Annotated in this window: 18 protein-coding genes; 7 read left to right on the top strand and 11 right to left on the bottom strand. The window is 68.7% G+C overall.

Annotation, left to right across the window (positions count from 1 at the left end; genetic code table 11):
* The first annotated feature begins 79 nt into the window (after nt 1-79).
* A complete protein-coding gene (locus ACSQ8Y_RS28725; RefSeq protein ID WP_436269994.1) occupies nt 80-1,324 on the top strand; it encodes an ROK family transcriptional regulator in 1,245 nt (414 codons plus the stop codon).
* Between the two features lie 86 nt (nt 1,325-1,410).
* Here the strand turns inward: ACSQ8Y_RS28725 and ACSQ8Y_RS28720 are convergent, their stop codons facing one another.
* A complete protein-coding gene (locus ACSQ8Y_RS28720; protein ID WP_436269993.1) occupies nt 1,411-2,703 on the bottom strand; it encodes a maltoporin in 1,293 nt (430 codons plus the stop codon).
* A 156-nt stretch (nt 2,704-2,859) separates the two neighbouring features.
* Between ACSQ8Y_RS28720 and ACSQ8Y_RS28715 the strand changes: the two genes are divergently transcribed.
* The 4 genes from ACSQ8Y_RS28715 (at nt 2,860) to ACSQ8Y_RS28700 (ending at nt 7,310) form a co-directional block, all read left to right on the top strand.
* A complete protein-coding gene (locus tag ACSQ8Y_RS28715; protein WP_436269992.1) occupies nt 2,860-3,168 on the top strand; it encodes an alpha/beta fold hydrolase in 309 nt (102 codons plus the stop codon).
* Nucleotides 3,169-3,242: 74 nt separating this feature from the next.
* Complete coding sequence (locus ACSQ8Y_RS28710) at nt 3,243-3,683, top strand: hypothetical protein (protein ID WP_436269991.1); 441 nt, start codon at nt 3,243-3,245, stop codon at nt 3,681-3,683.
* A gap of 218 nt (nt 3,684-3,901) precedes the next feature.
* Nucleotides 3,902-4,888 carry a hypothetical protein gene (locus tag ACSQ8Y_RS28705; RefSeq protein ID WP_436269990.1) on the top strand — a complete coding sequence of 329 codons (987 nt, stop codon included), beginning with the start codon at nt 3,902-3,904 and terminating at the stop codon, nt 4,886-4,888.
* Between the two features lie 118 nt (nt 4,889-5,006).
* Entirely contained in the window at nt 5,007-7,310 is a 2,304-nt protein-coding gene (locus tag ACSQ8Y_RS28700; protein WP_436269989.1) for a catalase, read from the top strand.
* Between the two features lie 200 nt (nt 7,311-7,510).
* Here the strand turns inward: ACSQ8Y_RS28700 and ACSQ8Y_RS28695 are convergent, their stop codons facing one another.
* The 5 genes from ACSQ8Y_RS28695 to ACSQ8Y_RS28675 form a co-directional block, all read right to left on the bottom strand.
* Entirely contained in the window at nt 7,511-7,975 is a 465-nt protein-coding gene (locus ACSQ8Y_RS28695) for an AraC family transcriptional regulator (protein WP_436269988.1), read from the bottom strand.
* A 10-nt stretch (nt 7,976-7,985) separates the two neighbouring features.
* A complete protein-coding gene (locus ACSQ8Y_RS28690) occupies nt 7,986-11,111 on the bottom strand; it encodes an efflux RND transporter permease subunit (RefSeq protein WP_436269987.1) in 3,126 nt (1,041 codons plus the stop codon).
* Between the two features lie 9 nt (nt 11,112-11,120).
* Nucleotides 11,121-12,299, bottom strand: coding sequence for an efflux RND transporter periplasmic adaptor subunit (locus tag ACSQ8Y_RS28685; RefSeq protein WP_436269986.1), 1,179 nt, complete (start codon nt 12,297-12,299; stop codon nt 11,121-11,123).
* A gap of 13 nt (nt 12,300-12,312) precedes the next feature.
* Nucleotides 12,313-13,938 carry a TolC family protein gene (locus tag ACSQ8Y_RS28680; RefSeq protein ID WP_436270113.1) on the bottom strand — a complete coding sequence of 542 codons (1,626 nt, stop codon included), beginning with the start codon at nt 13,936-13,938 and terminating at the stop codon, nt 12,313-12,315.
* Between the two features lie 116 nt (nt 13,939-14,054).
* Nucleotides 14,055-14,738 carry a CerR family C-terminal domain-containing protein gene (locus ACSQ8Y_RS28675; protein WP_436269985.1) on the bottom strand — a complete coding sequence of 228 codons (684 nt, stop codon included), beginning with the start codon at nt 14,736-14,738 and terminating at the stop codon, nt 14,055-14,057.
* Between the two features lie 198 nt (nt 14,739-14,936).
* Between ACSQ8Y_RS28675 and ACSQ8Y_RS28670 the strand changes: the two genes are divergently transcribed.
* Nucleotides 14,937-16,307 carry a DUF1800 domain-containing protein gene (locus ACSQ8Y_RS28670; protein ID WP_436269984.1) on the top strand — a complete coding sequence of 457 codons (1,371 nt, stop codon included), beginning with the start codon at nt 14,937-14,939 and terminating at the stop codon, nt 16,305-16,307.
* A 20-nt stretch (nt 16,308-16,327) separates the two neighbouring features.
* Nucleotides 16,328-17,641 carry a DUF1501 domain-containing protein gene (locus ACSQ8Y_RS28665; protein ID WP_436269983.1) on the top strand — a complete coding sequence of 438 codons (1,314 nt, stop codon included), beginning with the start codon at nt 16,328-16,330 and terminating at the stop codon, nt 17,639-17,641.
* Between the two features lie 109 nt (nt 17,642-17,750).
* On the opposite strand, the gene ACSQ8Y_RS28660 is transcribed toward ACSQ8Y_RS28665, so the two are convergent.
* The 5 genes from ACSQ8Y_RS28660 to ACSQ8Y_RS28640 all read right to left on the bottom strand — a co-directional run bounded on the left by ACSQ8Y_RS28660 (nt 17,751) and on the right by ACSQ8Y_RS28640 (nt 23,610).
* Complete coding sequence (locus ACSQ8Y_RS28660; RefSeq protein WP_436269982.1) at nt 17,751-19,796, bottom strand: patatin-like phospholipase family protein; 2,046 nt, start codon at nt 19,794-19,796, stop codon at nt 17,751-17,753.
* A 240-nt stretch (nt 19,797-20,036) separates the two neighbouring features.
* On the bottom strand, nt 20,037-21,017 hold the full coding sequence (locus ACSQ8Y_RS28655) for a response regulator (protein WP_436269981.1): 981 nt from the start codon (nt 21,015-21,017) through the stop codon (nt 20,037-20,039).
* Nucleotides 21,018-21,044: 27 nt separating this feature from the next.
* Nucleotides 21,045-22,397 (bottom strand): hybrid sensor histidine kinase/response regulator, encoded by a 1,353-nt coding sequence (locus ACSQ8Y_RS28650; protein ID WP_436269980.1) that lies wholly within the window; start codon nt 22,395-22,397, stop codon nt 21,045-21,047.
* Between the two features lie 126 nt (nt 22,398-22,523).
* Nucleotides 22,524-23,264 (bottom strand): 2OG-Fe dioxygenase family protein, encoded by a 741-nt coding sequence (locus ACSQ8Y_RS28645; RefSeq protein WP_436269979.1) that lies wholly within the window; start codon nt 23,262-23,264, stop codon nt 22,524-22,526.
* A 118-nt stretch (nt 23,265-23,382) separates the two neighbouring features.
* Complete coding sequence (locus tag ACSQ8Y_RS28640) at nt 23,383-23,610, bottom strand: hypothetical protein (RefSeq protein ID WP_436269978.1); 228 nt, start codon at nt 23,608-23,610, stop codon at nt 23,383-23,385.
* Between the last annotated feature and the right edge of the window lie 70 nt (nt 23,611-23,680).

Below are 23,680 nucleotides of genomic sequence, written 5' to 3'. Positions count from 1 at the left end.
CAAGCAGGGCGCGATGGTGCAGACTCGCGTCTTTGCCAGACCAACCCAGACCAGGCGCGCGCGCCCAGGAGCCTCACCCATGCAGCAACACCACAGCCCGGCCGCATCCGCTCCAGAAGAGGGGGGCGCCGACAATCTGCGTCCCCGTGGATCGAACCAGACCGGCATGCGCCAGTTCAACGAACGCGTGGTGCTGCAGGCGATCCGCCTGCACGGCAGCCTGCCCAAGGCCGACCTGGCGCGGCTGACCACGCTCAGCACGCAGACCGTCGCGCTGATCATCGCGCGCCTGTCCGACGACGGCCTGGTGATGAAGCTCGAACCCCTGCGCGGAAAAATAGGCCAGCCTTCGGTGCCGATCGCGCTGAAGCCGGACGGCGCGTTCTCGATCGGCGTCAAGATCGGGCGCCGCAACCTCGATGTGCTGCTGCTCGATTTCGCCAACACCGTGCGCATGCGCCACTCGCAGGCCTACCGCTTCCCCGACCCGCAGCACGTGTTCCAGGTGATTGCCGAACAGGTGCGCGCGATGCAGGCGGCGCTGGCGCCCGAGCTGCGCGGCCGCATCCTCGGCATCGGCGTGGCGGCCCCGCTGTCGCTGGGCAGCTGGCAGGAACTGATGGGCGTGGCGGGCCAGGACGGGCGCTGGAACCGGCTCGACATCGCGCGCCAGATCGAGGCCGACACCGGCCTGCCCGTGATGTTCGCCAAAGACACGGCGGCCGCCTGCGTGGCCGAACTGGTGGCGGGCCGGGGACGCAGCGTCAAGAGCTTCCTGTATTTGTTTGTCGACACCTTCATCGGCGGCGGCCTGGTCATCGACAGCAATCTGTACGCCGGCCTGCACGGCAATGCCGGCGCGATCGGCTCGCTGCCGGTCGGCGTGGCCGAGCCGGGCGGCAAGGCGCCGGCGCAACTGCTGTCGACCGCTTCGCTGCTGGGACTGGAGCGCCTGTACGAGGAGGCAGGCCTTGAGCCGGCCGCCGCCTACGACGAGCGCGCCAGCCAGGCGCCCTGGGCCGGGCACAGCGCGCGCTGGGTGGAGCAGGCCGCCGCTGCGATCGCCATGGTGGTCAGCAGCGCCAGCTGCATGCTCGATCCGGAAGGCGTGATCGTCGACGGTTCGTGCAGCCGCGCGCTGCTCGATCAATTGATGGCGGCCATCGGCGACGCGCTGGACCGCTACAACTGGGAAGGCGTGCAGCGGCCCCCGGTGCACGCCGGCACCATCGGTTCCGATGCACGGGCGCTGGGCGGCGCGCTGCTGCCGCTGTACGCCAATTTCGCGCCCGACCGCGAACTGTTCCTCAAGCTGGAAGCCTGAGGGACCGAGGCCGCTGCGCTTGCTGCAGTTGCCGCAATTGCTGCGCCGGCTGAAGCGCATGCGTGCCGGCGCGCGCCATCAACGGCTTACCACCAGGCCTCGACCTGCAGGCCGGCCGACATGCCGCTGGTCGCATTGCCGTACACCGGGCCGCCGTTGTTGCTGGCGTTGACCAGCGGCGTGGCCGCGCCGTTCCACTTGCCGTAGCTGACGAACAGGCGCAACTCGGGGCGCGACCAGTAGCTTTCGCCCAGTGAAATGGCCGGCGCCAAGGTCAGCTTGGTCAGGCGCGCGGTCTGTCCGGTGCTGTCCTGCTTGAGCGCCGAGACGCCCAGTTCGCCCTGCAGCTTCAGGTTCGGCAGCACCGCATACACGGGGCGCACGCCCAGCGTGGTCCAGGTGTTGCGCAGCGCGGCATCGTCCGCCTTGTCCTTCTGGTACACGGCGGCGAATTCCATGCTGAACTGGCGGGTCGGCTGGATCACCAGGTCCTCGAGCACGCGCACGCGGGTCACGTCCGAGCCTAGCGCGGTGCTGCCGGCTGGTCCCATGCGCGCGCAGCACACGCCGATGCCGGTGCCCGGGCCGCTGCCGTACTGGAAGCCGAGCAAATTCGTCCCGCCGAGCACTTGCTGCCGGTGGAACAGGCCGACCGCCCAGCCGTTGTGGCCGGCGTCGCCCTGCCCCTGGGCCGCGCGGTTGCGCCCGCCGGCCGTGACGATGGTCAGCGCCGCGTCGACGGTGCCGCCTGCGTTGACGGGCAAGTCCTGGTACAGCAGGTTCTGGCGCAGCGCCGACGGCGTATTGGCGATGGCGCCGCCGGCGCCGGTCGTGTTGGTGTCGTTATCCTTGAACACCGCGTAGCTGAACTTGCCCGCGCCGAGCGGAATCTTGTCCAGGCCGCCGCCCGTGCCGTTCATATTGATGTACTGCATGTCGAGCATGTGGATGTCGGGACGGTAGTAATAGCGCTTGCCGACCCAGGCGGTGCCGCCGTTCAGGAAGGGCAGGCCCTTCGCTTCGATATAGCCCTTCAGCAGCTGCAGCTTGGCGTCGCGGAAATCCGAACCCGGCGCATAGGCGTTGACCCACAGGGTGCCGACGAAGCTGACGCCGTTGTCGGCCTTGGCCAGTTCCTTGGTGTAGCCGAATTCCGCGTTGGAGTCGCACTCGTTGCCCAGCCGGTAGTAGGCGGTCGGTCCGCCCAGCGCGTAGCAGCTGAGCGGACCGTGCTTGGAACTGCTGCCGGCGCTGGCGCGCATATAACCGTGGAAACCTTCCGTGTCGTTGGGGTAGGCGTCGGCGCGGGCCATGCCGGATGCGAGCGAGAAGGCGAATGCGAGCGCCAAAGGAAGGGCCTTGCGGGTGTAACCGTTCATATTGTCTCCGTGATTTTCTTATGGGTTCAGTCGGTGCTACGAAGGCTAGTGTGCGTTCAACGACTAATTAAATCAATAAGTTTTATTTAGTATGGCGGGATTACAACACGGGATTTTTGCGACCTGCACGCGGCCGCTTACGCCCAGCCGGGCGGCGTGCGTGGCGGATTCCAGTACTTCAAGACCTTCCCGCAGGGCGCGGTGGAATTCGCTGAACGGGGCAAGACCAAGCTGACGATACCGGTGCTGGTGCTTGCTGGCGAGAAATCCGGTGCCGACTTCCTGATCAACCAGGGCAAGCTGGTGGCCGACAACGTCGACGGCCAGATCATCAAGGGTTCCGGGCACTGGATCATGGAAGAGGCACCCGGGCAGACCGTCCCCGCGCTGCTGAAGTTTATCCAGCAGGCGCTCGTCCATTCCCCGGTGTTGGTTAGGTGCCGCACGGTGCGTGCTGTGCGATAAGCCTATCGTTACTCAGGCAATGCAGCCTGTAGTTCGAACGATTTTTAACCGACACACGACACCGAGGAACGATCATGGACAACACTACGGACAAATCGAGCAATATCGCCAGCAGCGGCAGCAACGCCAACATCGGCCGCGACAGCGTCACCCAGTTCGGCCGCGACACGCGCTCGGACCTGCACAGCGCGATCGACCGCAGCGCTGAAAAAGTGCAGCCGGCCACCGACCGGCTGGCCGCGTCGGCCCACTCCACGGTCGACAAGCTGGCGGAAAGGGCCGTCCCCGCTGCGGACCGTCTGGCCGGCGCCGCGCACGGCGCTGTCGACAAGGTCGCCGACACCGCCACCTCGGTCCGTGAGCAGGCGGCCACCCGCGCCAAACAGCTGAGCGCAGCCTACGGCCGTTTCGCCGAAACGGGCCGCAGCTATGTGCGCACCAGCCCCGCCACGTCGGTGCTGATCGCCATGGCGGCCGGTTATGCGGTGTCCAAACTGCTGGGCGGCCGCAAATAGCAGCCGCAATTAGCAACTGCAAATAGCAGCCGCAATTAGCAGCCGCAATTAGTAACTGCAAATAGCAGCCGCTAATAGCAGCCGCAAGTAGCAGCACAGGTACCGCGCAAGGACAGCGCAAGTGCAGGTCAAGTAACAGCTCTAGTGACGCAGCTGCGGCAGGGCGCGGGCAAGGCCCGCGCCGCCGCGCGCGTAAGCCACAACCAGGAGTTCCCCGCATGCAAACATCCGTTCCAATTACAGGAGGGCGGCCCCAGTCCGCCAATTCCGCCACGGCGGCCATGCAACCGGAGGCCGACAATGCGGCAGTGTCGTGGAGCGCGGTGATCGCTGGCGCGCTGGCCGCCGCCGCGCTGTCGCTCATCCTGTTGATACTCGGCGTCGGCTTGGGCCTGTCCGCCGTCTCGCCTTGGTCGTACAACGACGCGCCCATCGGCGCCGGCACCATCCTCTGGCTGGCCTTCATGCAGCTTGCCTCGGCAGGCCTGGGCGGCTACCTGGCCGGGCGCCTGCGCGTCAGATGGGCCACCGTCCACGGCGATGAAGTCTACTTCCGCGACACCGCGCACGGCCTGCTGGCCTGGGCCCTGGCCACCATACTGACGGCCGCCCTGATGGCAGGCACCGTGCGCGCGGTGCTGAGCGGCGCGATCGACGCCGGCGCCGGCGTGGCCGGCGTGGCCGGCGCCAGCGGCGCGGCAGGCGCCGGGGCGGTAGCGACGGCCGCCGCGCTGCCCGGTGCCGCCGGCACCGCGAACGAGGCGCCGTCCGGCAGCGCCTTGCCCGGCACAGCCGCACCGGGCGCCGCCGGCGCGGGCAACGGCGCCTACTACGCCGACATGCTGCTGCGCGCGGAGACGCCCGTGCCGGAAACCGACAACGGCGCGCTGCGTGCCGAAGTCGGCCGCATCCTGCTGCATCAGGGCACAGGTCCGTCGCTGGCCGTGGACGACCGCCAGTACCTGGCGCGCCTGATCGCCAGGCGCACCGGCATCGAGCAGTCGGACGCCGAGCGCCGCGTGGACGAGGTCCATGGCCGCCTGGTGAAAGCCCGCGCCGACGCCGAAAACGCCGCCAGGGCGGCAGCCGACAAGGCCCGCAAGGCCGGCGCGCATTCCGCGCTGTGGATGTTCGTCGCGCTGCTGCTGGGCGCCTTCATCGCCAGCCTGGCCGCCACCATAGGCGGCAAGCAGCGCGACCGTTAGTGACCGTTAACCAGCCCCCCAAGGAGACCGCCATGCGCTCGATCTTATTGTGGATGCTGGGCATACCGCTGCCCATCATCATCCTGCTCGCCCTGTTCCGCTAATTCTTGAGGATCCCATGCCCAACACCAAGCAAGGAAAACCCGCCAGCGCCATCGACCTGGCAGCCAGCATTGCCTACAACGCCAACAAGGCCGCCGAACACGGCGAAGCGGCGCGCACGCCGCCCGTGGGCCAGCGCGTGGATGCTGCATCGCCGGCCGCCACCGCCGGCACCGCGTCCGAACCGAACGCCTCGCCCAAGCTGGGCGACGGCGTGCCGCCGCTGGGCATCAATCCCAACGACGGCTCCCTGCAGCGCGTGCGCAGCGACGCGTCCGGCCAGCGCCTGACCACCAACCAGGGCGTGCCGGTCGGCGACAACCAGAATTCGCTCAAGTCCCATCTGCGCGGGCCGACCCTGATGGAAGACTTCATCCTGCGCGAGAAGATCACGCACTTCGACCATGAGCGCATCCCCGAGCGCGTCGTGCACGCGCGCGGCTCGGCGGCGCACGGCTACTTCGAGTCTTACCAGGACCTGAGCGACATCACGCGCGCCGCGCCGTTCGCCCAGGCGGGCAAACGCACGCCGGTGTTCGTGCGCTTCTCCACCGTGGCCGGCGAACGCGGCTCGTCCGACACCGCGCGCGACGTGCGCGGCTTCGCCGTCAAGTTCTACACCGACGAAGGCAACTGGGACCTGGTCGGCAACAACATCCCCGTGTTCTTCATCCAGGACGCGATGAAGTTCCCGGACCTGGTGCACGCGGTGAAGCCGGAGCCGCACAACGGCATCCCGCAGGCGGCCAGCGCGCACGACACCTTCTGGGACTTCACTTCGCTGATGCCGGAGTCCATGCACATGCTGATGTGGGCCATGTCCGACCGCGCCATCCCGCGCAGCTACCGCATGATGCAGGGCTTCGGCGTGCACACCTTCCGCATGGTGAATGCTGCCGGCGACAGCGTGTTCGTCAAGTTCCACTGGACGCCGCTGGCCGGCACCCACTCGCTGGTGTGGGAGGAGTCGAACAAGGTGATGGGCGCCGATCCCGATTTCCACCGGCGCGACCTGTGGGAAGCCATCGAGTCCGGCAACTACCCGCAGTGGGAACTGGGCCTGCAGGTCTTCACCGAGGAGCAGGCCGAGAGCTTCCCTTTCGACGTGCTGGACGCGACCAAGATCGTGCCCGAGGAACTGGTGCCGGTGCGCCAGGTCGGCCGCATGACCCTGAACCGCAATCCGGACAACTTCTTCGCCGAGACCGAGCAGGTGGCCTTCTGCACCGCGCACATCGTGCCCGGCATCGACTTCAGCAACGACCCGCTGCTGCAAGGGCGCATCCATTCCTATGTGGACACCCAGATCAGCCGCCTGGGCGGCGCCAACTTCCACGAGATCCCGATCAATGCGCCGGTGTGCCCGGCGCACAACAACCAGCGCGACGGCATGCACCGCCAGGCCGTCAACCGCGGCCGCGTTGCGTACGAGCCGAACTCGCTGGGCGGCGGCTGCCCCTTCCAGGCCGGCATGGCGGGCTACACCAGCATCCGCCAGCAGGCCGTCACGGAGGACAAGGTGCGCGGCAAGCCCGAGCTGTTCGCCGACCACTACTCGCAGGCGCGCCTGTTCTGGATCAGCCAGAGTCCGGCCGAGCAGGCCCATATCGTCGGCGGATTCCGCTTTGAGCTGAGCAAGGTGCAAATCCCTGCCATCCGCGAGCGCATGCTGTCGATGCTGGCCAACGTGGACGCCACGCTGGCGCACGGGGTCGCGTCCGGCCTGGGGATTCCGGTGCCGCCGCCGCAGCCGATGGCGACGGCGCTGCCGCTGCCGCAGTACGAGCCGTCGCCCGCCTTGTCGCTGCTGTCGCGGCCGGGCGAGCAGGGCATAGCGACGCGCCAGGTCGCCATCCTGATCGCACCCGGCGTCGACGGCGCCGGCGTGCAAGCGGTCAAGGCCGCGCTGCTGGCCGAGGGCGCGGTGCCGCACCTGATCGCCGGCACGCTGAGCGCGGTCTACAGCGCCAGCGGCGAGACGCTGCCGGTCGAGAAGACCTTCGAGAACGCGCCGCCGGTGCTGTTCGACGCAGTGGTGGTGCCGGACGGCGCGGTGGCCGCCGAGCAGCTCAGCCGCGACGCGCTGGCGCAGGACTTCGTACGCCAGCAATACCGGCACTGCAAGCCCATCCTCGTGGTGGGTGCCGGCACGGCGCTGCTGGCCAAGGCAGGCATCCCGCCCAAGCTGCCGGACGGCTCGCCCGACCCGGCATTGATCGGTGCCGAAGCGTCCGACCTGAAGGACGCCTTCGCGGCCTTCAAGGCCGCCCTGTCCGGCCATCGCGCCTTCCAGCGCGAAACCGATCCGCCGCAGGTGTAAGCGCCGCCTTCCTCGAAAAGGGGCCAGGGTCAAATCGTAAAAAGGGTCAGGGTTATTTATTCAGCGGCCCTGGCCTCTCGGTTTGGCGATTTTGTTCGGAGTTGTTCGAATGTAATTTTCGGTGGGAAAGTTCAAGGGGCAAGAAACACGAATTAATTATCCCTGGCCCCTTTTACGATTTGACCCTGGCCCCTTTTTGCCTAGCGGATGGGGGCGCAGAGGTCGCATTCGAAGGTGCCGGTGACGGGGTCGGCGGCGTAGTCGGCGGCGTAGCGCTCGAAGCAGGGGCCGGCGGCCACCTGCAGGCCGCTGGCGGGCAGCGCCTGGCTGTAGAACGCGCCCCAGGCGGCGCCGATGTCGCTGCCGTTGCCACGGTAGCGCGTGGCGGCGTAGCGGCCGCCGGGCAGGACGTCCGTCGCTGCGGGCGCTTCGGCCACGTAGCCTTCGTCAACTTCGACGCAGGCGTCGTAGCGGCAACGCTCGGGCGGCGTGGTGCCCGGGTCGTCCTGGGCCACGCCGTAGGTGGTGCGTCCATCCAGCCCGTGCGCTTGCTGCCACGGGTTGAACACGTCTCGCCAGAAGTCGCCGATGGCCGGGCCGAATGGTCCGGTGTAGCGCAAATAGGCTACCTTGGTCGGCGGGATGTCGATCACGTTCACTTCCATGTATGTCTCCTTATTTCGATGGCGCCGCCGCTTCGCTTGCCACGGCGGGCGCTGGGGTGTGCTTGTGGCGGCGCAGCCTGGCGCCCAGGCGCTTGAACAGGCCTTCCAGATCGTCAATGTAGGTAAACACGGCCGGTACTACAAGCAGGCTGAGTAGGGTGGACGTGATCAGCCCGCCGATCACGGCGATCGCCATCGGCGAGCGGAAGCTGGGGTCGGCGCCCCAGCCCAGGGCCAGCGGCATCATGCCGGCGCCCATCGCGATCGTGGTCATCAGGATCGGACGGCTGCGCTTGTGGCAGGCGTCGACCAGCGCGTCGTAGCGGTTCATGCCGGCCTGGCGCGCCAGGATGGCGTAGTCGACCAGCAGGATGGAGTTCTTGGTCACGATCCCCATCAGCATGATCAGGCCTATCATCGACGGCATCGACAAGGCGCTGCGCGTGATCAGCAGCGCGACGAAGGCGCCGCCTATCGACAGCGGCAGCGCCGCGAGGATCGTCACCGGCTGCATGAAGTCCTTGAACAGCAGCACCAGCACGCAGTAGATGCAGAGCACGCCGATCAGCATGGCCAGGCCGAAGCTGGCGAACAGGTTGGCCATCTCCTGCGCGTCGCCCAGCTCGGCGATCTTCACGGACGCCGGCAAATTCTTCATCGACGGCAGCGCGCGCGCTTCCTCGTTCAACTCGCCGAGCGTGCGGCGGCCCAGCTCCACGTCCAGCGTGACGTTGCGGCTGCGGTTCAGGCGGTCGATCTGCGCCGGGCCGCTTTCCATCGTGATGTCGGCCACGGTCGACAGCAGCACGGGGCCGTTCTTGCCCGGCACGGTCAGGCGGCCGATGGCGTCCAGATCGGCGCGCACGGCGTCCGGCAACTTGACGCGGATCGGCACTTGGCGCTCGGGCAGGTTCATCTTGGTCAGCTCGAAGTCATAGTCGCCGGCCGTGGCCACGCGAACCGTTTCGCCGATGGCGTTGGCGGTCACGCCCTGGTCCGCGGCGCGCGCGAAGTCGGGCCGCACGATGATCTCGGGCCGCACCAGCGAGGCGCTGGAGTTGACGTTGCCGATGCCTTTGAGGGTGCGCAGTTCGCGTTCCACTTTTTGCGCCGCTTCGGTCAGCGCGACCGGGTCTTCGCTGCGCAACACCAGCTGCATCTTGACGCCGGTGTCAGGCGGGCCGACGTTGAAGCGCGCGCCGGGGATGTTGTCGAGGCGGGCGCGGATCTGCGTTTCCAGGTCGGGCAGCGATTCCTTGCGGTCGTTGCGGTGCACCGTGGTCAGGGTCAGCACGGCCTTGCGCGCCTCTGCCGCCGCGCCGGGCACGAAGGCGTCGCCGCTGGAGCCGCCGCCGATGGAGCTGAACACGCCGGTGATGCCCTTGATGTTCATCACCGAGCTGCGCGCCTGTTCGGCCACGGCGCGCGTTTCGGCCAGCGTGGAGCCGGGCGGCAGTTCGATGTTGATCATGGTCTGCGCGCGGTCGGCCGAGGGCACGAAGCCGGTCGGCAGCAGCGGCACGAGCATGATGGAGCCGATGAAGAAGACGCCCGAGGCGATGGCGGTGATGTGGCGGTGCGTCAGGCACCAGCGCATCAACCGGATGTAGCGGCGCATGATCCAGCCGTCTTCCTCTTCCTTGTGGGCCACCGGTTTCATGATGTAGGCCGCCATCATCGGTGTCAGCAGCCGCGCCACCACCAGCGAGGCCAGCACCGCCAGCACGGCGGTCCAGCCGAACTGCTTGAAGAACAGGCCGGGCACGCCGCCCATGAAGGCGGTCGGCAGGAACACGGCCACCAGCGCGAACGTGGTGGCGATCACCGCCATGCCGATTTCGTCGGCCGCTTCCATCGCCGCCTCCATCGGGCTTTTACCCATGCGCAGGTGGCGCGAGATGTTCTCGATTTCGACGATGGCGTCGTCCACCAGCACGCCGACCACCAGGGCCAGCGACAGCAGCGTCACGGTGTTGAGCGTGTAGCCGAACCAGTACATGCCGAGAAAGGCCGGCATCACCGACAGCGGCAGCGCGGCGGCGGCCACCAGCGTGGCGCGCCAGTCGCGCAGGAACCACCACACCACCAGCACCGCCAGCAGCGCGCCCTCGTACAGCAGCTCCATCGATCCGGTGAAGTTCTCCTGCACCGGGAAGGCGTTGTCGATCGACTTTTTCAGTTCGATGTTGGGGTGGGTCTTGCGCAGTTCGGCCACCGCCAGGTTGGCGTCGGTGGCGACCTGGGTTTCGCTGGCGCCCTTGGTGCGCAGGATCTCGAAGCCGACCACGCGCTTGCCGTCCTGTTCGGCCACCGAGCGAGGCTCGGCCACCGTGTCGCTGACGGTGGCCACCTGGTCGAGGCGCACGTGGCGCCCGTCGGGCAGCGGGATGTCCATCGCGCCCAGCGCGGCGGCGGTCTGCACCGTGCCGATGGTGCGCACCGACTGCTCGGCGCCGGACACGTCGCCGCGTCCGCCGGGCGCCTCCTTCTGCACCATGCGCAGCTGGCGCGACACGTCCAGCGCGGACACCTTGAGCGCGGCCATGCGGCTGTCGTCGAGCTCGACGCGGATCTCGCGCGAGACGCCGCCGACGCGCTTGACCGCGCCCACGCCGGGCACGCTGAGCAGGCGCTTGGCGACGTCGTTGTCGACGAACCAGCTCAGCTCCTGGTCGTCCAGAGGGCGGCCGGTGTTGGGCTTGGAGGCGGCGGTGAAGGTGAGGATGGGGCGGCCGGCGGTGGTGATCTTGCTGACCACCGGGTCGCGCAGTTCGCCCGGCATGTCGGCGCGCACTTGCGCCACCGCGTCGCGCACCTCGTTGACGGCGTCGGCGATGTTCTTCTCGAGGATGAACTCCACCGTCACGGTGGCGCTGCCGTCCAGCACCGAGGTGTAGATGTTCTTGACGCCTTGCAGCGTGGCGACCGAGTCCTCGATCTTGCGCGCCACTTCGGTTTCCAGCTGGGCCGGCGCGGCGCCCGGCAGCGAGGCGCTGACGGTGACGATGGGCAGCTGGATGTCGGGGAAGTCCTGCACCGGGTTGGCGCGGTAGGCCAGCAGGCCGGCCAGCGTCAGCAGGGCGAACAGCATGATCGCCGGGATCGGATTCTTGATCGATAGGGAGGAGAAATTCACTGCGGCCCCTTACTTGGCTTTGGCGGTTTTGGCGCTGGCCTGCGCGGGCGCGGGGGCGGGCAAAATCGCGGCGGCGGTGACGTTGTTCACCAGGTCGCCGTCGTTGAGGAAGCCGGCGCCGCTGACCACCACCGGCGTGGCGTTGTCGATGCCGCCCAGGATTTCGATGCGGTCGCTCAGGCGGCGTCCGGCCTGCACCTTGACTTTGCTGACGCGCTTGTCCGCGTTCAGGCGGAACACGTAGCTGAAACCGTCGCGCACGACCACGGCCTGCTGCGGCACGGTCATCGCATCCGAGGTGCCTAGTTCGAAACGGCCGCTGGCGAACATGCCGGCCTTGAATGCGCTCGCTTCGGCACCCCTGGGCGCGGGCAGGTCGACGTACACCAGCGCGTAGCGGCTCTGCGGGTCGACGGTCGGCGCCACCGTGCGCACCTTGCCCGCCAGCTCGCTGCCGTTGGCGGCCTTGACGATGGCGCTGGCGCCGGTCCTGATCTTCGGCAGGTCGGCCGCCGTCACCTCGGCGCGCCATTCCAGGCGGCCCTGGCGGATCATGCGGAACAGTTCCGTGCCGGTGCCCACCACCGAGCCCACGCTGGCGGTGGCGCTGCGGGCGGAGATGACGCCGCTGTCCGGCGCCACCACCTGGGTGTATTTCAGGCGCAGTTCCTGCGCGGCCAGTTGCGCCCGGGCCGAGGCGATGCGGGCCTTGGCGGTCTGCTCTGCTGTCATGTACTGGCTGATCTGCTGGGCGCTCAGCGCGCCAGTGCTCTCCAGCGTGCGCGCGCGCGCGGCGTTGGCGGCCGCCTCGGCGGCATTGGCTTCGGCCTCCATGACGGCGGCGCGCGCCTGCGCCACGTCGGCGTTGACGATGTCGGCCGAGAAGGTGGCCAGCACTTCGCCCTTGCGCACCACGTCGCCGACGTTGACCTTGATGTCGGTCAGGCGCAGCCCGTTCGATTCGCTGCCGATGCTCGCCTCCTGCCAGGCGGTGACGTTGCCGTTGGCGGTCAGCGTGATGGGCAGGCGGGCGGCCGAGGGCTTGGTGGTGGTGACGGTCAGGGCGGCCTTGGGCGCGTCCTTTTTGGCATTGTCGTCGGCGGCGCCCGCCAGCGGCGCGTTGAGCGCGAAGGCGGCCAGCAGGAAGGGCATCAGCATCGCCAGGGGTTTGAGCATGGTGTTGTTCATGGTGGTCGCTTCGTTATTGATTGTTGTTGGCCAGCGTGGCTGGATGGGTCCAGCCGCCGCCGGCGGCGCGGTACAGCGCAACCCAGGCGCTGCTGCGTTCCTGCTGCAGGTTCACCACGGTGTTTTCGGCGGACAGACGGGTGCGGCGCGCGTCTTCCAGGTCCAGCAGGCTGGCCAAGCCGTTCTTGTAGCGGTCTTCGGTCGCGGTGAAGGCCACGCGGTAGCCTTGCAGCGCGGTTTCGGCGTCGGCGGCGCGTTCGCTGGTACTGTTCAGGGTGACCAGCGCCTGCTCCACTTCGCGCACCGCGTTGCGCACGCTGGCCTGGTACTGGGACACCGCCAGTTCATAGCGCGCCTGCGCGGCGTCCACGTTGGCGCGGCGGCGGCCCGCGTCGAAGAGCGGCACGCTGACCGACAGCGGGCCTATGGTCCAGGTGTCGAGCTGGGTGTTCTCGCCGCCGCTGTGGAAGTTGGCGGCGCCGACCGAGCCGGACAGCGCCAGGCGCGGATAACGCTGCGCCTGCGCGCCGCCCACTTCATAGCTGGCGGCCGCCACTTCCTGTTCCGCGCTGTAGACGTCCGGGCGCTGGCTCAGCGTCTGTGCCGGCAGGGTGGCGATGGCGATGGCGGGCGGGCGCGCCGGCGCGGCGGCCGTGGGCGTCCCCGCTGGTGCTCCGGTTGTCGGTCCCGTGGCCAGTCCTGCGGCCGGTTCCGGAGCCAATCCCGTGGCCAATCCCGTGGTCGGGCCTGTGGCCGGTCCCGTGGTCGGTCCTGTGGCTAATCCTGCGGCCGGTCCCGCTCCTCCTGCGACCGGTCCCGGTCCCGCTCCGGTTGGCGATGCCGTTGCCGGGCCGGCGGCAGCTGCCGTGCCGGCCGCATCCCCGGCTGGCGTGGCCGCCGCAGCCAGCTTGGCGCGCAGTTCGGGTTCGGGCATGGCCGTCAGCGCCACCAGAGCCTTGACGCCGATGTCGCAGGCGGCGCGCTGCGCGGTGGCGCGGCTGCGGCCGTCGGCGGCGCTGGCGCGCGCCAGCGCGGAGTCGGACGGCGACAAAAAGCCGGCCTTGCTGCTCAATTCGGACAGGCGCGCGGTGTAGGCGCGCGAGCCGGCGTCCTGCACCGCCACCAGCAGCAACTGCTGGCAGGCGCGCAGGGCGTAGTACTGGTTGGCCGTCTCGGCGGCCACCGAGACGCGCGCCTCGTGCCAACCGGCGCTGGCGCTGTCGTAGCGCGCCTGGGCGGCGTTGCGCGCGGCGCGGCCAGCGCCGAACACGTCGATCTCCCACGACGCCTGCAGCGCGATCTGGCTGGTGGTGCCGGTGGGGATGGCGGACTGCTGGTTCTGGCGCGCCACACTGCCCGCCAGGTCCAGCGTGGGCGCCAGCGCGGCGCCGGCCGCCACCCGTTCGGCGCGCGACTGGACGATGCGTGCACGGGCCGAGGCCAGCGAGGGGCTGGCCGATTGCGCGGCGGCGATCAGCTGCACCAGCAGCGGGTCGCCCTGGTTCTGCCACCAGGAATTGAGGTCGGTCAGGCTGCCGTTGTGCGGCAACGGCGCCTGCCATTGCTGGGGCGCGGCGGCCGCCACCCTGGCCGGCGGCGCGTTGAGCGCGCAGCCGCCCAGGGCCAGGGCGGCCGCCATGGCAAGCACCCGTGGCAGCGCGCGCGGCAGGGCAGGCTGCGCGGCCTGCTGCGGGGGCTGTGGCAAGCGCTGTTGCCGGGGCGCTTGCAGGGACTGGATGCGGCGGAGGTTTTTCTTCATGCTGTGTTTTCCTGGGTGCTTGCCTGGATGCGGATTTTTTCTGCGGCGACCATGGCCATGGCGTAGTCGCACATGCGTTCGTTCCAGACGGCGATGGCGTCCGGCCCTGCCAGCAGCTGGGGCTTGATGGTGGCGACCACGTCGCCGGCCATCATCAGCAGCAGCGCCATGGAGGCGATGCTGAAGGCCAGGCGGTGGGTTTCGTCGTCCGGCGCCGGCTGGCCGAGGTGCTGCGCCAGCACGCGGCTGAGCGCTTCATGTTCGGGCCGGATGCCGTTGTCGATCTCGTTGGCCCAGATGCCGGTCGGCTCCAGCATTTCGCGGAACCACAGGCGCATGCACAGCTCGGCCTTTTCGCCTTCCTGCAGCGGCGCCAGCATCTGGCGGAAAAAGCCGTCGAGCGACTGGCGCAGCGTGAAGTGGGGCTGCTCGTACTGGGCGATATTGTCGGCCGGGGCGGGCGAGATGGCGGTGAAGGCGGCCTTATACAAGCTGGCCTTGTCGCCGAAGTAGTAGCTGATGGAGGCTACGTTGACACCGGCCGCCAGCGCGATTTCGCGGGTGGAGGCGCGTGCGTAGCCCTGGGCGGCGAACAGCCGCATGGCGGCCAGCAGCAGCCGCTCGCGCGACTGTTCGCCGTCGGAGCGGGATTTTTTCGTCTTGTTCTTTTCGTTCATCATGCGATTTAATCACATATTTTTAACAATTGGAATAACTTAATCGATCGTTTGATTAACTTATATTCTTGTAACAAATGCTTACAGTCGATACATGCGGGTGTGGCGGGCGGGGCCGGGCTGATGTATAAACTTATGGCTATAACGACATCAAAGAGGCTGAACATGAGCGTGGGATGCAGATTCGCAGCAATCGTTCTGGTGGCAGCCTGTGCCTGGGGCAACACGCCCGCCTTCGCCGGTGCGCAGGCGGACGCCGCGCATGTGCTGAACCGGCTGGCCTACGGGCCGGCGCCGGGCGACATCGAGCGCGTGGCGAAGATGGGTGTGGCGAACTATATCGACGCCCAGCTGCATCCGGAGTCCATCGAACTGCCGGCCGCGCTCAACGAACGCCTGTCCGCGCTGGACATGGTCCAGCGCAGCAGCGGCGAGGTGCTGGGTGACTTCCTGGCCGTGCGCGACGCGGTCAAGGACGAAGCCGAGGACGCCAAGGCCATGCGGCGCGCGGTGCAGGCGCGCATCACGACCCAGGCCGCCGAGGCGCGCATCGCGCGCGCCGTGGCCAGTCCGCGCCAGCTGGAAGAAGTGATGGTCGATTTCTGGTTCAACCATTTCAACGTCTTCTCCGGCAAGGGTCAGGTGCGCCCGCTGGTGGCCAGCTACGAGCGCGACGCGATCCGCCCCTATGTGTTCGGCTCCTTCCGCGACATGCTGGGCGCCACCGCCAAGCACCCGGCCATGCTGTTCTACCTCGATAACTACCTGTCCCGGGGCGGAAAACTGAACGAGAACTATGCGCGCGAGCTGATGGAGCTGCATACGCTGGGCGTGGACAAGGGCTATACGCAGAAAGACGTGACGGAGCTGGCGCGCATGCTGACCGGCTGGAGCTACGCGCCGCGCCAGCTGGTGGCGCGCAACGAGACTTTCCGCTTCGACCCCAAGCGGCACGACGGCGGCGACAAATTGTGGCTGGGCCGCGTGGTCAAGCCGCAAGGCCAGGCCGAGGGCGAGTATGCGCTGGACGTGCTGGCCGTGCATCCGGCCACGGCGCGCCACGTCAGCGCCAAGCTGGCGCAGTACTTCGTGCAGGACCAGCCGCCGCCGGCGCTGGTCGAGCGCATGGCGCAGACCTGGGTGGCCAGCAAGGGCGACATCCGCTCGGTGCTGGCGACCCTGTTCGCCAGCGCGGAGTTCATGGCGCCGGAAGCGCGCGGCGCCAAGTTCAAAACGCCCTACCAGTTCGTGATTTCGGCCGCCCGCGCGGGCGCCGCGCCGCTGGCCGAAGTGCGGCCGGTGATGGGCGCGCTCGATCGCCTTGGCATGCCGCTGTACGGCTGCCAGACGCCGGACGGCTACAAGAACACGCAGCAGGCCTGGCTCAATCCGGATGCGCTGAGCCGGCGCATAGGCTACGCGGCCACGCTGGCGCAAGGCGTCGATCCGGCCATGGTGCAGGCGGCGCTGGGCGAGACGGTGTCGGCGCGCACGCTCGGCATCGTGGCCGCCAGCCCGGAAAAGATACGCACTGCCATGCTGCTTGGCAGCCCCGATTTCATGCAGCGCTGAGCGCCGCGCAGGAGACCGCCATGCAACGCCGAGATTTCCTCAACGCCTTCATTGCCGGTGCCACCGCCGGTGCCGGCTTGTTGATCCCCGTGGGCCGCGGCGCATGGGCCGCCACGGGCGGCGGCACGCAGTCCTTCGCCACGGCCGCCGGCATGGACGGCGCGTCGCCGGCGGCGGGCGGCGCCACGGGCCGCAAGCTGATCGTCGTCATGCTGCGCGGCGCAGTCGACGGCCTGAACGTGGTGGCGCCGGTGGGCGCCCCGAACTATGCCAGGCTGCGTCCGACCATCGCGCTGCTTCCGCCGGGCCAGGGGCAGGGGCCGGGAGAGAACCAGGGCGCGCTCGACCTGGACGGCTACTTCGGCCTGCATCCGGCGCTGGCGCCGCTGCTGCCGCTGTGGAACCAGAAAAAGCTGGCCTTCGTGCACGCCAGCGGTTCGCCCGACGGCACCCGCTCCCACTTCGATGCGCAGGATTATATGGAGTCGGCCACGCCGGGCGTGAAAAGCACGCCGGACGGCTGGATGAACCGCCTGATCGCCGCCTTGCCCGGCACTTCGACCCCGACGCGCGCGGTCAGCATTGGTCCGACCATGCCGCGCATCCTGGGGGGCAATGCGGCGGCGGTGAACCTGGCCAGCGGCGCGGCGGCCGGCAAGCCCGGCGTGCTGGACCGGCCAGCGATGGGCGCCGCCTTCGATCAGCTGTATCTGGGCCACGAGCGTTTCGGCCGCGCCTACCAGGACGGGCGCGCGGCGCACAAGGAAGTGATGGCGGCCACGATGGCCGAGATGGCGGCTGCCGACGGCGGCGCACCGCTGCCCTTCGGTTTCCCGGACGACGCCGCGCGTCTGGCGGTGTTGATGCGCAACGATCCGAATGTGCAGATGGCCTTCTTCGCGCTGGGCGGCTGGGACACGCATGCCAGCCAAGGCGCGGGCACGGGGCAGCTGGCGAACCGTCTGGCGCCGCTGGCGCAGGGGCTGGCGCTGCTGGCCCAGCGTCTTGGGCCGCTGTTCGAGGACACCACCATCGTGGTGATGTCCGAGTTCGGCCGCACCGCGCGTGAGAACGGCAACGGCGGCACCGACCACGGGCACGGCAACGTGATGTGGGTGCTGGGCGGCGGCGTGGCGGGCGGCAAGGTGCTGGGCGAGTGGCGCGGCGTGGCCGACGACCAGCTCAACGAGGGGCGCGATTTGCCGGTGACGACCGATTTCCGCACTGTGCTGGCCCATATCGCCGAGCGCCATCTGCGTTTGAGCGACAGCCAGCTGGAGCGGGTATTCCCGTCGCTTCCGGGCGGCGCCAGCCCGCGCCTGCTGCGCGCTTAGCTTGTCAGCCTCGCGCAGGCGGGGAGCCATGCGGCGCGGGCTACGCCGCGTGTGCATGGATACCCGCGGGGGCGCCGAGCCCTGCGCGGAATGACAATGCTCCCCTGCGTCACAGCCTCGGCGTCAGCTTCATCACCGGCTGCGGTTTGTACATGCGGTCCGCCACGCTGGCGCTGGTGGCGCTGACGTGGGCGCCCATCGCTTCCAGGTCGGCCAGCAGTTCCCTGGCCAGCACTTTCTCCCCGATGTGCAGGCGGCTTCGCCCGACGGCCGCGCGCCAGCGCGCCGCCGCGCCGGGCGCGCTGGCCTGCCTGGCCAGGCGCTCCAGGTTGCCCAGTACCGACAGCACCTGCACCTGCTCGTGGTTTTCCCAGCCGTTGCCGCCGCCGGCCGGGTGGAAGCGCCGGTAGAGCATTTCGGCGGCGCACTCGCCGGCGTTGCCCAGGCGTTCGACCGCCGCCATCGGCATGTTCAGATTGAGCCCGCCTTCGCCCGCGCGCAAACTGATCTGGACGATGCGGTCGCGGTAGCCGGGGTAGGGGAACAGTACTTCGTCGCGCCAGTTTTGCATGGTGGCGAGGATGTTGCCGAGGAAGCCGAACAGCCCCGCCGGTGTGGCGTCGCTGGACGGCGCCCAGTAGCGCTGCATGCCCCGGCTGTTGTCGTCGGGCAGGAAGACGCGGCCGTCGAGTCCGCACTGGGCGGCATCCTCGATCGGGTATTGCGGGTGCGCTTCCTTCAGGTTGATGGCGAAGGTCGGATGTTCGGGCAGCAGGGAGTCGAAGAAGTGCAGCGGCATATTGCTGGAGATGCCGCCGTCGGAGAACCAGACGCGTTTGAGCTGGCCGTCGTCGGTGAAGTCGCGCGCGTACACCGGCACGGCCGACAGCAGGATGGGGAAGCTCAGGCTCATGCGCACAGCCACCACCACCGGCAGCCTGGCGTTGGTGGCCAGGCGCAGCAGCTGGGCGCCGTTCGGCGCGGTGACGGCGCCTTCCAGCGGCGGCGCCGGGGCGTGCCGGCGCAGCCAGTCCATCACCTGCGGCGGGAACAGGCGCTCCCATTCGGCGGGATCGAAATAGAAGGCGCCGGCGTTGTCGCGGAAGGGCAGGGTGTAGGGCATCTGCTGGCTGAGCGCCGTGGTCACCACTTCCAGGTTGATGGCGCGCTCGCCGTCCGCCGCGCGGCCGGGTTCGCCCCACAGGTCGCCGAAGGTCAGCGGCTGTTCGGGCGGCAGGCCGGCCAGCTGGTTCAGGTAGGCGGCCAGCCAGTCGGTCAGCCCGGTGACGGATTCGGCGCCGGTGCTGCGGCCGCTGCAAATGCCGTAGCCGTTGCGGTGCAGGCCGCGCAGCAGCGCGCGGGCGGAGCGCCACACGCCCCAGCACAGGCCGACCCCGAGGCAAGCCGGCACCAGCAGCAGGAAGGGGACCTGCAGGCCGATGTTGAGCGGCCCGGCGTGGCCCGGCATGCCGGCGATGGCGACCGCCAGCACCAGCGCGGCGGCGGCGGCGCACAGTGCCAGTTCGAGCCGCAGCGGCAGCGCGTGCAGCGGCGCGCCGGCGTCCGCACTGGCGCGTGCAGCGGACGATGCAGGGGAACCAGCGGAGGCGGGCAACGCTGCGCGGGCAGTGGATGCGGCACGGACGCGGGCCGGCAGCAGGCGGCAGGCGCGGTGCATCAGCCAGGCGGCGCCGGCGGCGCTGGCCAGCATGGCCAGCGTGGTGGCGGCCGAGCGCAGCGCGCTGAGGTGGGTGGCCAGCATCAGCAGCGGCGCGAGCAGCAAGAGGGCGGCGGCGATGGCGTTCGGCCAGTCCATCAGTTCGACGGCGGCCGACAGCAGCGCGCGGCCTTTGTGGGCGGCGGCGATGTAGCGCATGGCCAGTTCGAAATGGCGCCGCAGCTCGGGCATGGGCTGGAACAGCCGCGCCAGGCGCGAACGCCCGTGCTCCTGCTGCTGCAACTCCTTGGGCAAGCCGGCCAGCGCGGCGAAGGCTTCCGGCTGGCGCCCGCTTTGCCGCCCGCATTCGGCGGCGGCGCAGGCGGCTGCGGCGATGGCGCCGGCCGAGGTGCCGCCGATGTTCTGGAAGCGGTAGCCGCGCGCCAGGCGCGCGATCAGCCTGGGATAGACGATGCCGCTGGTGATGCCGCCTTTCATGACCAGGTCGCAAGGCGGCAGGGCTGAAGGCGCGGACGTGGCTGGCGGGACGGTTTCGGCTTGCCCGGCCGGTGGTTTAAGGGTGCTGATGTGCGGCTCCTTTCACGTCGTGCGGGCAAAAAAAAGCCCGCGTCGGGCGCGGGCTGAATCCAATGTTCGGAGAACGCTTGGAGGAGACAGTTCCACTATAGGCCCGTTTTTGTTGCGCTGCAATACCGTATAAATACGATGTCTGTTTATTCACTTTGGCAGTTGCGCCACAGCCCCGGTCATGCATTGTTCCACCGCTTCGGCCAGTTGCTGCGGCTCCAGCGGGTGCGACAGCAGCAGCATGCGCGGCCTGACAGCGCCGTGCAGCAGGCCTTCGACCGCTTCGTCGGCCGCCGGCCGTATCAGCACCAGCGGCAGGGCGGGCCAGCGCAGCAGCGCGCTGGCGGGGAAGCCGTCCGGGCGCGCGCGCCGTGGGTCGATGTCGCACAGCAGCAGATCGAAACGCTGCCCTGCGCAATCGGCCGCCTGCTCGGCGTTGACCACCACCGTCAGCACGTAGCCGTAGTGCGCCAGGATGCTGGCGACCAGGCCGCAGCCGTCGGACACGGCGTCCAGCAGCAGCACGCGCGTGCGTGGCGGCTCGGCCGCCGGCGGAACAACCTGGCCGGCCGGAGCGGCGGCACTGGCTCCGCCCGGAGCGGCGCAAGCGGCAGCGGCCGGGCCGGAACTGCCGTCGACGTCGGGTGGGCTTGCGGGTCCCGTGGCGCCGGCGGAACCCGGGACTTGGGCCGCGCCGGAGGGGCTGGAGGGATCGGAGGCGTCGCGGGAGGCGGCGGGGCCTGGATCGCTCAGCTCGCGCAGCGCGGGCGGCAGGAACACTTCCATCGAAGGGATCAGCGTGTCCGGCTCCAGCGATTTGGGCAGGTGGCCGTCGAAGCCGGCTGCGCGCAGCGCCTCGCCGCCGTCGCCCACCGGCAGCGCGCTGGCAGCCAGCACCGGGATGGCGGCGGTGGCCGGGGCGGCCTTGAGCTGGCGCACCACGCCGTAGCCGTCCAGCTTGGGCAGGTGCAGGTCGCACAGGATCAGGTCGGGCAGCTCGGCGCGGGCCATCGCCACGCCCTGCTCGCCGTCGTAGGCGCACAGCGGGGTGTGGCCGAACGCGGCCAGCAGATAGGACATCAAGTCCATATTGGCCTGGTTGTCTTCGATAATGAGTACGCGCGCCGCCATACCGCTCCTTGCCGCCCGCCGGGCCGCCTAGTTCCGGCTTTTCAGCGCCAGGGTGAAGGTACTGCCGTGGCCGAAGTCGCTGCTGAAAAACAGCGCACCGCCCAGCAGGTTGGCCAGGTTCTGGCACAGGTACAGCCCCAGCCCGGCGCCCTCGGCGTGGCGGGTGGAGGTCGAGTCGAGCTGCGAGAAGGCCTGGAACAGCTTGGCCTGGTCTTCCTCGCGGATGCCGGCGCCGCTGTCGGCCACGGCAAACTCGGTGACCACGCCGCCGGCTTCGGCGCGCTGGCTCAGGCTGAGGCGCACCGTGCCCTTCTCGGTGAACTTGATGGCGTTGTTGGCCAGGTTGATCAGGATCTGGGTCAGCGCGCGGCGGTCGGTGTCGAGCGTGACCGGCTGCGGCGCCAGCTCCACTTCCAGCGCCAGGCCTTTTTGCTGCGCCAGCGGGCGCAGCGTGTCGGCCACTTCGGCCACCAGGCTTTGGCACTGGATCGGTTCCACCGTCAGGGTCACCTTGCCGGCCTCGATCTTGGCCACGTCCAGGATGTCGTTGATCAGCGAGAGCAAGTGGCGCGCGCTGTTGCGGATGGTGTTGAGCTGCTTGTCCTGTTCGCCCGTCAGCGGGCCCGGGAGCTTCATCAGCAGCGCGCCGGTGAAGCCGATGATGGCGTTCAGCGGCGTGCGCAGTTCGTGCGACATATTGGCGATGAAGGCCGACTTCATGCGGCTGGCCTCGGCCAGTTCCAGGTTCTTCAGCGCGATTTCGCGGTTGATGGTTTCCAGCTCGCCCGCGTGGTGCGCCAGGCGCATGTTCAACTCGATCACCTGCCGCTCGCGCGCCTGCAGTTCGCTATTGACCTGGACCGCCTGCTCGTAGGTCGAGATCAAGAGGTCGAGGATCTGCTGGCGTTCGGCGTTGATGAAGTGCTTCTGGTCGCCCAGGTAGAGGGCGATGCCGACCTCCATGTTCTGGTTGCGGCGCAGCTTCTGGTTCACCAGCATGTGGCCGATGCGGTTGAGCAGGTAGTCTTCGGCGTAGGGCTTGCGGATGAAATTGTCCGCGCCGCATTCGATGCCCTTGATGATGTCCTTAGGGTCGGTGAGCGAGGTGACCAGGATGACGGGGATGTCGCGCAGCGCCTCGTCGCTCTTGATGGCGCGGCACAGCTCATAGCCGTCCATCTCGGGCATGACGATGTCCGACAGCACCAGGTGCGGTTTGCGCTCGCGGATCGCGTCCAGCGCCAGCTGGCCGTTGCCGGCCACGCGCGCCTTGTAGCGCACCGACTGGATCAGGCGGCGCAGGCGTTCGGCCTGGGTCGGGCTGTCCTCGACGATGAGGATCTCGATTTCATCCGGTTCGATCTCGTAGCTGGCGTCCACGGACTGCCTCCAAGAATGGGTTTTCACGCTATGCCGATAGTGGGGGAACTATAAAGGATTTAGCTATGGAACTGGGAATTTTCATCTAGAGTGCGTTCATGGCGGCGCTTGCCTGCCCAAGGCCGTTCACGGTTGCTCGCCCTGGAACCGGCCGGCGCGGTAGGTCAGCACCAGGGTATCGCGGTGGCCGTGCCCTGCCAGCGGCTGGATCGGGGTCGATTCGTGGATCACCGTGGCGTCGTCCAGCAGCAGCATGGTCCACGGCTCGGTCATGGTGAAGCGCTTGCCGTTCGGGCCGTCGGCCTCGAAAATGCGGGTTTCGCCGCCCTTGATGCCGTCCCGGGCGATCAGCAGCACGGCCACGAAGTCGACGCCGTCCCGGTGCGCGCCTTCGGGCGTGGGACGGCCGATGCCGTCGGTGGTGTCGATGCGGAACTGGTGCGCCTCGATGTGCCAGGCGACGGCGCCGCCGCGCACGGCCGAACAGGCGTCGCCGACCGCGGCCAGCAGCGCGCGCCAGGCCGGCTGCGCCACGGTGTCCGCCGCCATCGGCTCGAACAGTCGGTGCATGCCGCCGTGCAGCGCGTTGTATTCGAGCGGCTGCCAGTGCGGGCGGTGCGCGGCCTGGACCAGGGCGCCGTCGTGCTGGATGAAGCAGGAATGGCGCCGGCGCCGGTAGCGGCCGCCGTCCTTCAGGTAGTTGTCCAGCTCAAGGTGTTCCCAGCTTGGCACCAGGGCGTTCAGCGCGGCCAGCGTGGTGCCGGCCAGTGCGGCCACGTGTTGGGGGGAGAGCAGGGCGTAGCCTTCGCTGCGCAGCGCTGCGGTGACGCGCTCGGGCGCGGTGTAGATCGGGGCGTAGGTCGTCATCGGTGCAAGAGTGCGTGTCGGTCGTCTATTCTACGACGCCTTGCAGCTCTGCGTGGGCATCCTCCGGCAAGAGCGCACTTTGATTGGGAATTGGATGCCGCCGACCGGCCCTGACAAGCTAGGCGCGCTGCGCCGCGCGCAGGCGCCTGCGGCCTTTTTCCGACACCGATACCAGGCCGGCGCAGCCGCGTTCGCAGGCAATGAGGCCGTCGGCGCAGGCGTCTTCCCAGATCGCCAGACGGGGGCAGGAACTGCGCCAGACGTCGAGCACTTCGGCATAGCTGTGCGGCTGGCTCTGTATCCATTCCAGCATTTGCAGGGTCAGTGTTTCATGCGCTGTGGCCATGGCACCCTCCGTTCGCTCGTTCAACAGAATTCTGGCCCTGCACGGCTCTTGGGTACAATAAATTTTTTCT

It is taken from the genome of Pseudoduganella sp. LjRoot289 (genome assembly GCF_964252925.1).
Lineage (GTDB): Bacteria > Pseudomonadota > Gammaproteobacteria > Burkholderiales > Burkholderiaceae_D > Rugamonas.
This window is presented reverse-complemented; position numbering and strand designations above follow the sequence as displayed.